The organism is Hymenobacter psoromatis (assembly GCA_001596155.1).
Lineage (GTDB): Bacteria > Bacteroidota > Bacteroidia > Cytophagales > Hymenobacteraceae > Hymenobacter.
In genome coordinates this window covers 2,169,358-2,184,284 of record CP014771.1, presented here as the reverse complement: position 1 = coordinate 2,184,284, position 14,927 = coordinate 2,169,358, and the positions used below count along the sequence as shown (strand labels likewise).

Sequence of the window (14,927 nt, the reverse complement as noted above, 5' to 3'; positions counted from 1 at the left end):
AAAAGCTCAAGTAGTGCCGGCCACAGCTTCCGCTAAAAAGCCCGCCGGCCATCCAAAACCAGAGAGCAGGAATCAGCAACCCAACCTATGAAAGGCAGCGTTAAGAAATCCATTGTTACGCGGGTGCGGCTCGCGTTTCTGGGGGTGGCGCTGTTCTCATGCGCCGTGGCCTGGAAAATCTCGCGCATCCAGTACCAGGAGGGTGCCAAGTGGCGCGCCCTGGAGCAGGAGCGCCGCATCAGCTACCAGCCGGTGGCGGCCACGCGCGGCAACATCTATTCCGATAACGAAAGCATTATGGCCACCTCGCTGCCCTTTTACCGGGTGGCCTGGGACCCCGGCGTGGTCGATGATGCCGCGTTCAACGCCAACGTCGATTCGCTGGCCTGGCACCTGGCGCATTTCTTCCAGGACCGCAGCGTGCAGGAGTACCGGCGCAAGCTGATGGAGGCGCACCGCGACCACGACGTGCGCTATATCCGGCTGAACTCGCGGCAGATTAACTTCCAGGAGAAGAAGGAGTTGGCGAGCTGGCCCATCTTCCGGGCCAAGCGCCGGGGCGGGGCCATTTTTGAGAAAGTGGACAAGCGTTTCCGGCCTTTCGGCGGGCTGGCCCAGCGCACGGTGGGCTTCGTGAACGAGGACAAGAACGGCGCGGGCCTGGAATTCACCTTCCAGCAAAAACTGGCGGGTAGGGCCGGTGAGGCGCTGTTTGAGCGCGTGCCGGGCGGCCTGAAACCAGTGTACGACGGCACCGAAATCAAGCCTCAGCCAGGCTACGACGTGAAGACGACCCTTGACATCAACCTGCAGGATGGGGCCGAAGACGCGCTCTATAAGGCGCTGGTCGCCAACGATGCCAAATACGGCTGCGTGATATTGATGGAGGTGCAGACCGGCGAAATTAAGGCCGTAGCCAACCTCGGCAAGACTGCCGACGGCACTTATAAGGAAGACTACAACTACGCTTTTGCCGACCAGGGCCGCACCGAGCCGGGCTCGACCTTTAAGCTGGCCTCGATGATGGCCGTGTTTGAAGCCGACCCCAGCTTGCAGATTGACGACATGGTGGATACTGGTCCCGGCCGCATGCTCATTGGCGGGGCCGTGAAGACGGACTCGCACGCCAACGGCCGCATCACGGTGCAGCAGGTGTTTGAGAAGTCGAGCAACATCGGGGTGGCGCGGCTGGTGCAGGAGCACTTTGCCAGCAACCCCAGCCGGTACACCGACTACCTCAAGCGCTTCGGGCTCGACAAGCCGCTGGGCTTTCAGATGAGCGGCGAGGCCCTACCCTACGTGAAAGACCCCAAGGACCCCAGTTGGAGCCGGACTTCGCTTTCGACGATGGCCATTGGCTACGAATTGAAGCTGGCCCCGCTGCAAACGCTGGCTTTCTACAACGCCGTGGCCAACGGCGGCGTGAAGGTGGCGCCCATGATTGTGAAGGAAATCAAGCAGGCCGACCAAGTGGTGGAGCACTTCGACACGCAGGTACTGAACCCCAAAATCTGTTCCGATGCCACACTGCGCAAGCTGCACGCCATGATGGAGGGGGTAGTGCTGCAAGGCACCGCCAAAGCCATTCGGCCCAAGGATTACAGCATCGCGGGCAAGACGGGCACGGCCTGGAAGTTCAAAAATGGGCAGTACACCAGGACATACTCGACCAGCTTCTGCGGCTTTTTTCCGGCCGATAAGCCAAAATATAGCTGCATTGTGGTAATTGACTCGCCGAGCAAGGGCCGCATCTACGGCGGCGACGTGGCCGCGCCGGTCTTCCGCGACCTGGCCGACCGGTGCATGGCCCGCGACCAGGCCAGCCAGCGGCCGATGCTGGCGCGGGTGCCCGCCCGGCGCTCGCCGGTGCCGCTGGTGCGGGCCGGCTTGCAGCAAGAAATCGCGCTGGTGTGCGACCGCATCGGCCTGCCCGGCCAGACGCACGCCACCGGCGGCGAAGAATGGGTGCGGGCCACCCGCGCCGCCGACACGGCTTTCGTGGCCCGCACCGTGGCCCTGCGCCCCGACGCCAGCGTGGCTCATCCCGGCCGCATGCCCGACGTGCGCGGCCTCACCCTGCGCGACGCGCTGTTCCTGCTCGAAAACCGGGGCATGCAGGTGCAGGCCAGCGGCAGCGGGCGCGTGCGGGCGCAGTCGGTGGCGCCCGGCGACCCGGCCCGGCGCGGCCTGGTCGTGGGCCTCGTGCTGACGCCCACCGCCGCGCCCACCGCCGCGCCGCTGGCGCTGCCCGCGCCCGTGCACACCGAGATTGAGGAGAATACGCTGCTCATTCCGGCCGAGGTTAGCCGCCCCAGCAAAGCGGCGAAGGCAACGACCAGGCCCAGCTCAGCCAAAGCCAAATCGGCTCTTAAACCGGCCGCCAAAGAAAAAGCGACGTCGCCTACCCTCCCTTCCAAACCCGAAGCCAAGCCTAAAAAAACAACCACCCGCAAGGACGAAATCCGCACGACTCAGCGAACCTCTGCGTCTCCCTCTGCGCCCTCTGCGGGAACCGACAGCAGAACGAAAGCCAAAACGAAAATGGCCGCTTCACCTGCCAAAACCAAGAAAGCCGCATGAGTACCCTACCCCTTTTCGCCCTCCTCACCGACGTGGAAGTGCTCGCCCAACACGGCAATCCCGACGTGCCCGTGGCCGGCCTCACCCTCGACTCGCGGCAGGCCGGGCCGGGGATGCTTTTCTGCGCCCTGCGCGGCACTGCCACCGATGGGCATAAGTTCATCGGGCAGGCCGTGCAGCAGGGGGTAGGGGTCGTGATTTGCGAAAAGCTGCCCGCCGAATTGAACCCGGCCACGACCTACGTGCAGGTGGCCGACAGCGCCGCCGCGCTCGGCCCCATTGCCAGCGCGTTCTATGGCCACCCCTCGCGCCAGCTGGTGCTGGTGGGCATCACCGGCACCAACGGTAAAACCACCTGCGCCACCCTGCTCCACAAGCTGCTGCGCGAGCTGGGCTACCACGCTGGCCTGCTGAGCACGGTGCAGAACCAGATTGACGAAACCGTCATTGCCAGCACCCACACCACGCCCGATGCCATTCGGCTCAATGCGCTGCTGGCCAAGATGGTGGCCGCCGGCTGCACCCACGCCTGCATGGAGGTGAGCAGCCACGCCGTGGCTCAGCATCGGGTAGGCGGCCTGCGCTTCGCGGGTGGCGTGTTTACCAACCTCACCCACGACCACCTCGACTACCACGGCACCTTTGATAATTATTTGAAGGCCAAAAAAGCATTCTTCGACGGGCTGCCCCGCACGGCCTTCGCCCTCACCAACGCCGACGACAAGCGCGGCCTGGTGATGCTGCAAAACACGGCCGCCCGCCGCGCCACCTACTCGCTACGCTCGGCGGCCGACTTTCGCGCCCGGCTGGTAGCCAATGAGATGCACGGCCTGCTGCTCGAAACAGACGACCGTGAGGTGCATTTTCGCCTCATCGGCGTCTTCAACGCCTACAATCTGCTGGCCGTGTACGGCGCGGCCGTGCTGCTCGGCGAGGACCCGACCGAAGTGCTCACTATTCTCTCGGGCCTGACCACCGCGCCCGGCCGCTTTGAGCCCGTGACCGTGCCGGGCCAGTCCATCAGCGGCCTCGTGGACTACGCCCACACGCCCGACGCGCTCGAAAACGTGCTCCAAACCCTGCACCAGACGCGCCGGCCTGAGCAGCGCATCATCACAGTGGTGGGCTGCGGCGGCAACCGTGATGCCACCAAGCGCCCCATCATGGCCCGGCTCGCCGCCCAGCTTTCGGATGAGGTAATTCTGACCTCCGACAACCCGCGCGACGAGGACCCGCTCGACATTCTGGCCCAGATGGAGGCCGGCCTCCTACCCCCCACCGACGCCCATACCCAAACCATTGCTGACCGCCGCGCCGCCATCCGGGCCGCCGTGGCCCTGGCCCGCCCCACCGATTTGGTGCTGGTAGCCGGCAAAGGCCACGAGACTTACCAGGAAATCAAGGGGGTAAGAAATCATTTTGACGACCGGGAAGAATTGCGCGCGGCTTTGCTTGAAATTAAAAATTAAAAATTATGAGCCGTTTGTCATTGCGAGCCTACGAAGCAATCGCACCCGCACGATACCCGAACGACTCGTTCCAGTGCGATTGCTTCGCAGGCTCGCAATGACAAACGGCTCATAATTCAACAAGATGCTTTACTACCTCTTTCGCTACCTGCACGAACACTACCACCTGCCCGGCGCAGGCGTGTTTCAGTATACGACCTTTCGGGCGGCGCTTTCGGTTATCGTGTCGCTGCTCATCGCCCAGTTTTTCGGGGCGCGGCTCATCCGCGTGCTGCAAAAAAAGCAAGTGGGCGAAACCATCCGCGACCTCGGCTTGCAGGGGCAGAACGAGAAAAAGGGCACGCCCACGATGGGCGGCCTCATTATTCTGCTGGCCATTCTGGTGCCGGTGCTGCTGTTTGCCCGGCTGCGCAATATCTACATTATCCTGATGCTGCTCAGCACGGTCTGGCTGGGCTTAATTGGGTTTCTGGATGACTACATCAAGGTTTTTCGCAAGAATAAAGAGGGCCTGAGCGGGCGCTTTAAAGTGCTGGGCCAGATTGGCTTAGGACTCACGGTAGGCTGGGTTTTATATTATAGCAACGAGGTAACGGTGCGCGAATACCTGCTGCCCAACGGCCAGTACTCGGCTATCGACGCCACCAAAGTGTGGAAAGACGTGCACCTGACCCTTACCACGGTGCCGTTTTTGAAGAACAACGAGCTGAACTACAGCGACTTCTTCTCTAATGCCCAGATGGTGTTCAAAGATTTCTACGGGCTGCTCTACATTCCGCTGGTAATTATCATCATCACGGCCGTGAGCAACGGCGCCAACATCACCGACGGCCTTGATGGGCTGGCGGCCGGCACCTCGGCCATCATCGGCATCACGCTGGCCATCTTCGCCTTCGTGAGTGGTAACGCTTTGTTGGCTGACTACCTGGATGTTATGTTTATTCCCGATTCAGGCGAGCTGGTTATTTTCTGCACGGCCTTCGTGGGGGCGTGCATTGGCTTTCTATGGTATAATTCCTACCCTGCCCAGGTGTTTATGGGTGACACGGGCTCGCTGGCGCTGGGCGGCATCATCGCGGTGCTGGCCCTCATTGTCCGCAAAGAACTCTTGATTCCGGTGCTGTGCGGCGTGTTTCTGATTGAAAATCTGTCGGTTATCGTGCAGGTAAGCTGGTTTAAGTACACTCGGCGCAAATATGGCGAGGGTCGCCGCCTGCTACGCATGTCGCCCTTGCACCATCATTATCAAAAGCTTGGCTACCACGAGTCCAAAATCGTTTCGCGCTTTTGGATTGTAGGTATTATGCTGGCCGTCATTACGTTGGTTACCTTAAAATTGCGTTAATAGCTTTCTCGTCTCAGCGAACCTCCGCGAAAACCTCTGCGCCCTCTGCGGGAAAGCTACCTCGAACGAATACCCATGAACATCATCATCCTCGGAGCTGCCGAAAGTGGAGTAGGAGCCGCGCTATTAGCACAGGCCAAAGGCCACGCTGTGTTCGTGTCGGACCGCAACGCTATTCAGGCCGACTACAAGGATAAGCTGACCAAAGCCGGCATCGAGTTCGAGGAAAACCAGCACTCGCTCGACCGCATCCTGCAAGCCGACGAGGTGATAAAAAGCCCCGGCATCCCCGAAAAAGCGGCCGTTGTCAAGGCCCTGCGTGAGCAGAATATTCCGATTATATCGGAGATTGAGTTTGCCAGCCGCTACACCAAAGCACGCTTTATTGCCATCACGGGCACCAACGGCAAGACCACGACCACGCTGCTCACCTACCATTTAGTGAAGGAAGCTGGCCTGAATGTGGGCCTGGCCGGCAACGTGGGCTACTCGCTGGCCGAGCAGGTAGTCGAGGATAAATTTGAGTACTACGTGCTGGAATTAAGCAGCTTCCAGCTCGATGATATCGACCGCTTTCAGCCCTGGATTGCGGTGCTGCTCAACATCACCCCCGACCACCTCGACCGCTACGATTACTCGCTCGAAGCCTATGCCCGCGCCAAGCTCAACATCGTGCGCAATCAGGACAGCGACGACACGTTCATTTACAACGCCGACGACGAAAATATTCAGCGCTATTTTAAAGCAGCCCTGCGGCCGATGCGCCAGATGCCGTTTAGCCTGCACCACCGCACCGATTTTCAGCTCGCCGGCTATTACACCGGGCAAGCGGAAATTTGCCTCGACCTGCTGCCCGGCTACTACAGCCCCACCGAGCTTATCAGCACCGCCCGCTCGCCGCTTATCGGCGAGCACAACCGCCAGAACGTGCTGGCGGCCATTCTGGTAGCGCGGGTAGCCGGCGTGGAAAAAGATACCATTGAGCAGGCCCTCGCCAGCTTCCACAACGCTGACCACCGCCTGCAGCTCGTGGCCAAAATCAACGGCGTGGAGTACATCAACGACAGCAAGGCCACCAATGTGGAGGCTGCCTGGTACGCTCTCGACGGCATGAAGCGGCCCATCGTCTGGATTGCCGGCGGCACCGACAAAGGCAACGACTACGCTTCCTTGCAGCCCCTGGCCGCGCAAAAAGTGAAAGCCCTCGTGTGCCTGGGCGTGGACAATGCCAAGCTGCGCGCCGCGTTCGAAACCCAGGTGCCGCACCTCGAAGAAACCCAAAGCATGGCCGACGCCGTGCGCCGCGCCGCCGCCCTGGCCTCCCCCGGCGACGTAGTGCTGCTTTCGCCCTGCTGCGCCAGCTTCGACCTGTTCAAAAACTACGAAGACCGCGGCCGCCAATTCACGGCCGCCGTGCAGGCCCTACCCCCCTCCGAATCCGCGAAATCAATTTAATCTGCGAAAATCTGCGATTTATGGAAACCCCTACCCCCCACACCTGGCTGCAACGCAACCTCAAGGGCGACCCCATTTTGTGGGCCATCGTTATTCTGTTTTCGCTCATCAGCATCGCCGTCGTGTATTCGGCCACCGGCACGCTGGCGTATCGCAACGAGCTGCACGGCCGCACCGGCTCGGTCGAGCTGATTGTGCTCAAGCACACTAGCCTGATTTTCATGGGGTTGGGTTTGATGTGGCTGGCGCACCGCATTGACTACCGCCACTACTCGCGGCTGTCCCTGTACGCGCTGCTGCTGTCGGTGCCGCTGCTGCTCTTTACCTACCTCATGGGCGGCGAAACCAATGGGGCCTCGCGCTGGCTCACTATTCCGGTAATTAATCAGACGTTTCAGCCCTCCGACCTGGCCAAGCTGGCGCTTATCTCGCACCTGGCCAGCATGCTCAGCCGCCGCCAACAGCATTTGCACGACTTCAAAAACACGCTGCTGCCGGTAATGCTTTGGGTAGGAGTTATCTGCGGATTGATTGTGCTCTCCAACGCCTCTACGGCGCTACTGCTATTTCTAACCTGCCTGCTGCTCATGTTTATTGGCCGTGTGCCGATGCGCCAAATGCTGGTAATGGTAGTCATTGGCGTGGTGCTGGGTGGGGCTGGCCTGGCCGCCGGGCAGCGCTTGGGCACGGTCGTGTCGCGCATTACCAACTTCACCGACCACACCAAAAAACCGCAGTTTCAGCTGGAGCACTCGTTTATTGCCATTGCCACGGGCGGCCTCACCGGCAAAGGCCCCGGCAAAAGCACCGAGCGCAACATCATGCCGCACCCGTATTCCGACTTTATCTACGCCATTATTATTGAAGAATACGGCATGATTGGCGGGCTGCTCGTGCTGTTTCTCTACCTCGCTTTTTTATATCGAGGATTGAAAACCGTGATGAATAGCCAGGGTGCGTTTGGCGGCCTGCTTTCGGCAGGATTGAGTTTCAGTCTGGTCCTGCAGGCGATGGTAAATATGGGGGTAGCCGTGGGCCTGGGCCCCGTCACGGGCCTACCCCTGCCCATGCTGAGTATGGGCGGCACCTCTCTGATTTTCACCGGCTTGAGCGTCGGAATTATTCTGGCCGTGAGCCGCGGCGAGCGCGAAACCCGTCCCATGACCGGCGAGCCCGCCGACACCATGCGCATCCCCAGCAAGCGCGCGCAGTATGCCTGATTCTTTCATAAACCTGTTCTGATTTTTATAGAACGTCATTCCGAGCTTGCCGAGGAATCTCGCCCGCATTGTTGAACGAGGCCCGAATTACATAAAGACTAATTACCCATGAAATTCATCATCTCCGGCGGCGGCACGGGCGGGCATATTTTCCCGGCGGTGGCAATTGCGAATGAAATTCGGCGGCGGCAGCCCGACGCCGATATTTTATTCGTGGGCGCTAACGGCCGCATGGAGATGACGCGCGTGCCCGAGGCTGGCTATACTATTGTGGGCTTGGATATTACGGGTTTGCAGCGCCGCCTCACGCCGCAGAATATTATGTTCCCGGTGCGGGTATTCCGGTCGGTGCGCAAAGCCGGGAAATTAATTCAGGAATTTCGGCCCGACGCCGTGGTGGGGGTAGGCGGCTACGCTTCGGCTCCGGTATTATTGGCGGCTACCTCGCGCGGTATTCCGAGCTTAATTCAGGAGCAGAATTCGTACGCCGGCTTGGTCAATAAGTTATTGGGCCGCCGCGTGAGTAAAATATGCGTGGCCTATGATGGTATGGAAAAATTCTTTCCGGCCGATAAAATCGTGCTAACCGGCAACCCCGTGCGCACCGAAATTGCCCACGGTAGCCGTGCTGAAGCCCAGCAGTTTTTCAACCTCGACCCCAGCAAGAAAACTTTGCTCGTGGTGGGCGGCAGCCTCGGCGCGCGCACCCTCAACCTGGCCGCCGCCGCCGCCCTACCCCGCCTGCGCGAGGCGGGCGTGCAATTGCTCTGGCAAACCGGCAAGCTCTACTATCCCGAGGCCCAGCAGCAGGCCGCGCCCTACGCCGCCGACCACCTGCAGGCGATGGAATTTATCCGGCGCATGGACCTGGCCTACGCCGCTGCTGACGTAGTAATTAGTCGGGCCGGGGCGCTCTCTGTATCAGAGCTTTGCCTCACGGGCAAAGCCAGCGTGCTGGTGCCTTCGCCCAACGTGGCCGAGGACCACCAGACCAAAAATGCCCTGTCGCTGGTCAGCAAAGGCGCGGCCGTCCTTGTCACCGATGCCCACGCCGCCGAACGCCTCTACGACGAAGCCCTGCGCCTGCTTAATGACCACGCGCGCCAGCAGCAGCTCAGCGAGCGCGTGCTGGAATTAGCTAACCCCAATGCGACGACGGCGATTGTGGACGAATTATTTAAGCTACTCGAAAAGTAAAAGCAATAAAACAGACCGTCATGCTGAGCGCAACGAAGTGGAGCCGAAGCATCTCGCTCGCATCGTTGAACGATTAGATTACCAACCCACGCGAGATGCTTCGGCTCCACTTCGTTGCGCTCAGCATGACGCTCGTTTTAGCCAGTAATTCCAAATAATGCAGCAATTTCCCTACATATTTTTTCTCGGCATTGGCGGCATTGGCATGTCGGCGCTGGCGCGCTGGTTTCAGGCCAACGGCCATCAGGTGAGCGGCTACGATAAAACCGAAACGCCGCTCACGCAAGCTTTGCAGGCCGAAGGAATTGCCGTGCACTACGCCGACGCGGTGGAAAATATTCCGCGGGAAATTCGGGAGGGTAAAGCCCAAACGCTGGTGGTGCTCACGCCCGCTATTCCGGCCGATAGCGTCGAGTGGGCGTGGCTGCGCGCGCAGGGCTACGACATTCGCAAGCGCAGCCAGGTGCTGGGCGTGCTCACCGAAGGCCGGCCCACTATCGCGGTGGCCGGCACCCACGGCAAAACCACGACCAGCAGCATGGTGGCGCATTTGCTGCACCACGCGGGCCTCGACGCGGGCGCTTTTTTGGGCGGAATCGCGGTGAATCTGGGCTCGAATTTATTGCTGCCCCAGCGCCCCGACGCGCCCGTGGTGGTGGAGGCCGACGAGTACGACCGTAGCTTTTTGACGCTGCATCCCGACGTGGCCATCGTGACCAGCACCGATGCCGACCACCTCGATATTTACGGCGAGCAAAGCGCGCTGATTGATTCTTTCTGCCAGTTCGTGAGCCAGATAAAGCCCGGTGGCACGCTGCTGCTCAACCACACCGCCGATGCGCGGGTGGCCGCCGCCGGGCCGCCCGGCACGCGGGTGCTGCGCTACGGCCTCACGGCCGCGCAAGGTGCCGATTTATTTGCGGGGAATATTATGGTCGAAGGCCACGAATTTCACTTCGATTACCACGGGCCGCAGGGGGTAGTAAATGGACTTAAACTTGCCGTACCGGGTTTTCACAACGTAGAAAATATGCTGGCGGCGGCGGCGGCAGCACAACTATTTGGTGTCACTACATCGCAATTACCGGCCGCCGTGGCCGCCTACCGGGGCGTGAAAAGACGCTTCGAATTTATCGTAACCGGCCCCGACAAAGTGTACGTAGATGACTACGCGCACCACCCGCGCGAGATTGAGGCTTTTCTGCGGTCGCTGAAGGCGCTGTATCCGAACAAGAAAATACGCGTCATTTTTCAGCCCCATTTATTTACCCGCACCCGCGATTTTGCCGAGGGATTTTCGCAGAGCCTGAGCCTGGCCGACGAAGTGGTTTTGCTGGACATTTATCCGGCCCGCGAACTGCCCCTACCCGGCATCACGGCGGAGATGCTGCTGGCTGCCATCACTTCCGAAGCTAAATCATTGCAAACCAAAGCACAAGTGTTGGAAAATGTGAAAAATAATCCTACTTTTGACATCCTGGCCACCGTGGGTGCCGGCGACATCGATACCCTAGTGCCGCAGCTGAAAAATATCCTGAGTTAACGAGCTTTTAATAGCAGCTAATTCGGCTTTTTATTTCCAAAAAACAGCCGTTCACTTCCCAATTAATTACCCCAAAATAAGCGCCGCTTGAATCTGCGAAATCAGCTCAATCAGCGTTAATCCGCGATTTATGGATAAGACCGTTCGCAATCTGCTCGTCGCGCTGGCCTGCCTGCTGGGTTTGGGAAGCATGGCCGCGTTTGCGGCGCTGCGCCAGGCCCACCGGCCGGTGCAGAGTATTGTGGTGAACGTGGCCAACGAGTTTGATAATTATTTTATCAGTGAGCGCGGCGTGACGGCGCTGCTGACTAATGGCGGTAAGGAGCCGATAATCGGCACCGTGCCTGAGGGGCCGCGCCTGCGCGAGCTGGAAAACCGCCTCAAGGCGCACCCATTCGTGCGCGATGCGCAGGTGTACCGCGACCTGGCCGGCAACCTGCACGCCGATATTCACCAGAACCGTCCCATTGCCCGGCTCGTACACCCCGACGACCGCCTCGATACCTACGTCGATGCCAACGGCCACCGCCTACCCCTCTCGCCGCTCTACACGGCACGGGTGGCGACGGTGAGCCGGGCGGGCGGCGGCACCCTACCCCCCACTTTTTTCCAGGACAGCACCAGCCGCGGCTACCTCGATTTTCTGCGCTACGTCGATGAACATCCCTTCTGGCGCGCCCAAGTGGCCGAAGTGTTTGTGGAGCCGGGCGGCAAGCTCAGCTTCACGCAACAGGTCGGCGACCAACGCATAGAATTTGGGGTGCCGGAAGATATTTCAGGAAAATTCGCGAAATTGATGGTATTTTACCGTCAAATTCCGTCAGTTTTAGGCTGGGACACCTACCATCGCGTGAACGTGGAATACCAAAACCAAATAATCTGCGAGTAGTAACCGCCTGTTAATCAAAAATCTATTTTTTAGCTAGTTTGCTAACTAATTTAGTCACTGCTCTTTCACTGCCCACTGCTTCCCTATGCAACAAGATAAAATAGTCGTCGGTCTCGACATTGGCACCACGAAAATCTGCGCCTTAGTGGGCCGTAAAAATGAGTACGGCAAACTCGAAATTCTGGGCATGGGCAAGGCCGTATCCGATGGGGTGCAGCGCGGCATCGTGCTTAATATTGACAAAACCGTGGATGCTATTAAGCGGGCCATTCGGCAAGCGGAGGAGCAGTCGGGCATCGACATTGGGGTCGTGAACGTGGGCATTGCGGGGCAGCACATCAAGTCGCTGCAACACAATGGCTCCATCACGCGGCCCAGCGGCGACACCGAGATTACGCAGGATGACGTGAACCGCCTCACGGCCGACATGTACCGCCTAGTGACGCCGCCCGGCTCGCAGATTATTCACGTGATGCCGCAGGACTACAAGGTTGATTTTGAGGGCGGCGTGCTTGACCCCATCGGCATGGCCGGCGTGCGGCTGGAAGGCAATTTCCACATTATCACGGCGCAGAGCGCGGCTATTAATAACATTAATAAGTGCGTGACCAAGGCCGGGCTGGCCATTGCCGACCTCATTCTGGAGCCGCTGGCGTCGAGCGTATCGGTGCTGAGCGACGAGGAGAAGGAAGCCGGCGTGGCGCTGATTGACATTGGCGGCGGCACCACCGATTTGGCCGTGTTCAAGGATGGCATTATTCGCCACGCGGCGGTGCTGCCGTTCGGGGGCAATATCATTACCCAGGACATCAAGCAGGGCTGCAACGTGACACCCAACCAGGCCGAGCAGCTGAAGGTGAAATTTGGCAAAGCCATTGCCGAGGAAGCCAGCGATTACGAAATCGTGAGCATTCCGGGCCTGCCCAATCGCCCGCCTAAGGAGGTGTCGCTCAAGAACCTGGCGTATATCATCGAGGCCCGCATGTCGGAGATTGTCGAGCTGGTGTATGCCGAAATCTACCGCATGGGCCTGCACGAGCAGCTCTCGGCCGGCATCGTGCTGACCGGCGGCGGCGCGCAGCTCCAGAACCTGGAGCAGCTGACCGAATATCTCACCGGCCTCGACACGCGCATCGGCTACCCCAACCAACACTTGGGCAAGGGCAAGATTGAAGCCGTGAAGTCGCCGATGCACGCCACCGGCGTGGGTCTCGTGCTGGCTGGCTACCAGGCTCAGGACGAGCGCGTTGCCCGCCCCGGCTACGGGGAGGAAGAAGCCGCTCCTTATAGCTACCAGGCTGCTGCCCCAGTGGCCGCGCCGGTGGTGCCCAGCTTCGCGCCCGCGCCGCCGGCCGCCGCGCAGTCTGCCGCGCCTACCCCCCCCGAAGCGCCCAAGCCGCCGAAGGAGCAGAAGGGCCTCAAGTTTTTGGGTGACATGACCCGCAAGCTGAAAAGCATTCTGATTGACGATTTTGACGACAAACAATATTAAAATCAATGGGTGAATGGGTGAATGGGTGAATGAGTGAATGGCTTGGCTGCCTGCTCATTCACCCATTCACTCAATCACTCACTCACTCATTGAACCTATGAATTTTACCTTCGACATTCCGAGCCAGAGCCGTTCCATCATTAAGGTGATTGGGGTAGGGGGCGGGGGCTCCAACGCCGTGAAGCACATGCACAAGCAGGGCATCAAGGACGTGGAGTTTATTATTTGCAACACCGACCGGCAGGCGCTGGAAAGCTCCACGGTGCCCAATAAGCTCCAGATTGGGGTGGACCTGACCGAGGGCCTCGGCGCGGGTGCCAAGCCCGAGCGCGGCCGCCAGGCCGCGCTGGAGAGCCGCGAGCAAATCCGCGAGCTGCTGAGCAACGGCACCAAGATGCTGTTTATCACGGCGGGCATGGGCGGCGGCACGGGCACGGGCGCGGCCCCGGTTATCGCGCAAGTCGCGCAGGAGCTGAATATTCTGACGGTGGGCATCGTGACGGCACCATTCCTTTTCGAGGGTAAGAAAAAGCGCGACCAGGCTGAGCAGGGCATCAAGGAGCTGAGCGAGCACTGCGACACGGTGCTGGTGATTCTCAACGATAAGCTGCGCCAGCTCTACGGCAACCTCACGATGGGCCAGGCGTTTGCCAAGGCCGACACGGTGCTGACCACGGCTGCCAAGTCGATTGCGGAAATCATTACCGTGACGGCCGACGTGAACGTGGACTTCGAAGACGTGAAAACGGTGATGAAGGACTCGGGTGCGGCCGTGATGGGCAGTTCCGTGACGGAGGGCGAGAACCGCGCCCTGCGCGCCGCTGAGGAAGCCCTGAACTCGCCGCTGCTCAACAACACCGACATTCAGGGCGCACAGAAAATTCTGCTCAGCATCATGTCGGGCGACCAGGCCGAATTGGAGATGGACGAGTTATCGGAAATCACCGAATACATCCAGGGCAAGGCCGGTGAAGACGCCGAAATGATTTTTGGCCACGGCACCGACGACACCCTGGGCCAGAGCATCCGGGTGACGGTTATTGCCACCGGCTTTGCCCGCGAGGCGCACACCATCTCGACCGGCGGCCGGCCCGAGGCCGCGTCCGAGCCGGTAGCCGCTACCCCCACACCGGAGCCCCAGGCCGGCGTGCCCGAGCCGGTTCAGGCGGGCCAGGTGGCTCCGAAAGTGCCCACTTTCACTACGCCCGCCGCGCCCGAGCCGGCCCGCGTCACCTACGAGCTCAACGGCCCCGTTACCCCTAACGCCCAAACCGGCCTGGCCGGCGCGCCCATTACCGCGCCCGGCGACCCGGTGCTGCTATCAGGCCAGGGGCAGGGGCAGGGGGTAGGGCCGCAGCCCACCGCGCCGCGCCCCCGCCCGGCCATGCTGGAGGCCCAGGCCGAGGAGCGCCGCCGCCGCTTGCAGCAGCTCAGCCAAAGCCAGGGCCTTTCGCCCGAAGCCACGACCCACCTCGACACGCCCGCCTACCTGCGCCGCGGCCAGAAGCTGGAACCCGTGACGCCGAGCAGCGCCCAGAATATCTCGCGCTTCAACCTGAGCGATGACAACGAGCTGCTGGGCGATAATCGGTTTTTGCACGATAACGTTGACTAAATCTGAACCACGGATTCGACGGATTTTTCGGATTAGTCGGATTTTGTGAACGCAAGCCAATCTGCCAGAAATTAAAAAAGGCCGCCCGTTAGGCGGCCTTTTTCACGTCCACAAAATCCGAC

The 14,927-nt window shown here is 60.3% G+C and carries 9 protein-coding genes and 1 pseudogene; all 10 read left to right on the top strand.

Features of this window, described 5'->3' with window-relative positions:
- Positions 1–87 precede the first annotated feature (87 nt).
- The 10 genes and pseudogenes from A0257_09285 (at position 88) to A0257_09240 (ending at position 14,805) form a co-directional block, all read left to right on the top strand.
- Positions 88–2,214, top strand: a pseudogene (locus A0257_09285) (cell division protein).
- A gap of 362 nt (positions 2,215–2,576) precedes the next feature.
- Complete coding sequence (locus A0257_09280; GenBank protein AMR27272.1) at positions 2,577–4,049, top strand: UDP-N-acetylmuramoyl-L-alanyl-D-glutamate--2,6-diaminopimelate ligase; 1,473 nt, start codon at positions 2,577–2,579, stop codon at positions 4,047–4,049.
- Between the two features lie 124 nt (positions 4,050–4,173).
- Positions 4,174–5,394 (top strand): phospho-N-acetylmuramoyl-pentapeptide-transferase, encoded by a 1,221-nt coding sequence (locus tag A0257_09275; protein ID AMR27271.1) that lies wholly within the window; start codon positions 4,174–4,176, stop codon positions 5,392–5,394.
- A 75-nt stretch (positions 5,395–5,469) separates the two neighbouring features.
- Positions 5,470–6,849, top strand: a complete 1,380-nt coding sequence (locus A0257_09270; protein AMR27270.1) for a UDP-N-acetylmuramoylalanine--D-glutamate ligase — start codon at positions 5,470–5,472, stop codon at positions 6,847–6,849.
- Between the two features lie 20 nt (positions 6,850–6,869).
- Positions 6,870–8,069: a cell division protein FtsW gene (locus A0257_09265; GenBank protein ID AMR27269.1), complete on the top strand. Its 1,200-nt coding sequence runs from the start codon at positions 6,870–6,872 to the stop codon at positions 8,067–8,069.
- 108 nt (positions 8,070–8,177) lie between these two features.
- Positions 8,178–9,266, top strand: a complete 1,089-nt coding sequence (locus A0257_09260) for a UDP-N-acetylglucosamine--N-acetylmuramyl-(pentapeptide) pyrophosphoryl-undecaprenol N-acetylglucosamine transferase (protein AMR27268.1) — start codon at positions 8,178–8,180, stop codon at positions 9,264–9,266.
- Between the two features lie 157 nt (positions 9,267–9,423).
- Positions 9,424–10,809 (top strand): UDP-N-acetylmuramate--L-alanine ligase, encoded by a 1,386-nt coding sequence (locus tag A0257_09255; protein ID AMR27267.1) that lies wholly within the window; start codon positions 9,424–9,426, stop codon positions 10,807–10,809.
- Between the two features lie 130 nt (positions 10,810–10,939).
- Positions 10,940–11,698, top strand: a complete 759-nt coding sequence (locus tag A0257_09250) for a hypothetical protein (protein AMR27266.1) — start codon at positions 10,940–10,942, stop codon at positions 11,696–11,698.
- An 85-nt stretch (positions 11,699–11,783) separates the two neighbouring features.
- Positions 11,784–13,190 (top strand): cell division protein FtsA, encoded by a 1,407-nt coding sequence (locus A0257_09245; protein AMR27265.1) that lies wholly within the window; start codon positions 11,784–11,786, stop codon positions 13,188–13,190.
- A 97-nt stretch (positions 13,191–13,287) separates the two neighbouring features.
- Complete coding sequence (locus A0257_09240; protein ID AMR27264.1) at positions 13,288–14,805, top strand: cell division protein FtsZ; 1,518 nt, start codon at positions 13,288–13,290, stop codon at positions 14,803–14,805.
- Positions 14,806–14,927: the final 122 nt, after the last annotated feature.

Bases quoted from the DNA above. Each gene is read 5' to 3' on its own strand.
- A0257_09265 (AMR27269.1), top strand. From the start codon at position 6,870: ATGGAAACCCCTACCCCCCACACCTGGCTGCAACGCAACCTCAAGGGC.
- A0257_09240 (AMR27264.1), top strand. From the start codon at position 13,288: ATGAATTTTACCTTCGACATTCCGAGCCAGAGCCGTTCCATCATTAAG.
- A0257_09260 (AMR27268.1), top strand. From the start codon at position 8,178: ATGAAATTCATCATCTCCGGCGGCGGCACGGGCGGGCATATTTTCCCG.
- A0257_09280 (AMR27272.1), top strand. From the start codon at position 2,577: ATGAGTACCCTACCCCTTTTCGCCCTCCTCACCGACGTGGAAGTGCTC.
- A0257_09250 (AMR27266.1), top strand. From the start codon at position 10,940: ATGGATAAGACCGTTCGCAATCTGCTCGTCGCGCTGGCCTGCCTGCTG.
- A0257_09245 (AMR27265.1), top strand. From the start codon at position 11,784: ATGCAACAAGATAAAATAGTCGTCGGTCTCGACATTGGCACCACGAAA.
- A0257_09275 (AMR27271.1), top strand. From the start codon at position 4,174: ATGCTTTACTACCTCTTTCGCTACCTGCACGAACACTACCACCTGCCC.
- A0257_09270 (AMR27270.1), top strand. From the start codon at position 5,470: ATGAACATCATCATCCTCGGAGCTGCCGAAAGTGGAGTAGGAGCCGCG.
- A0257_09255 (AMR27267.1), top strand. From the start codon at position 9,424: ATGCAGCAATTTCCCTACATATTTTTTCTCGGCATTGGCGGCATTGGC.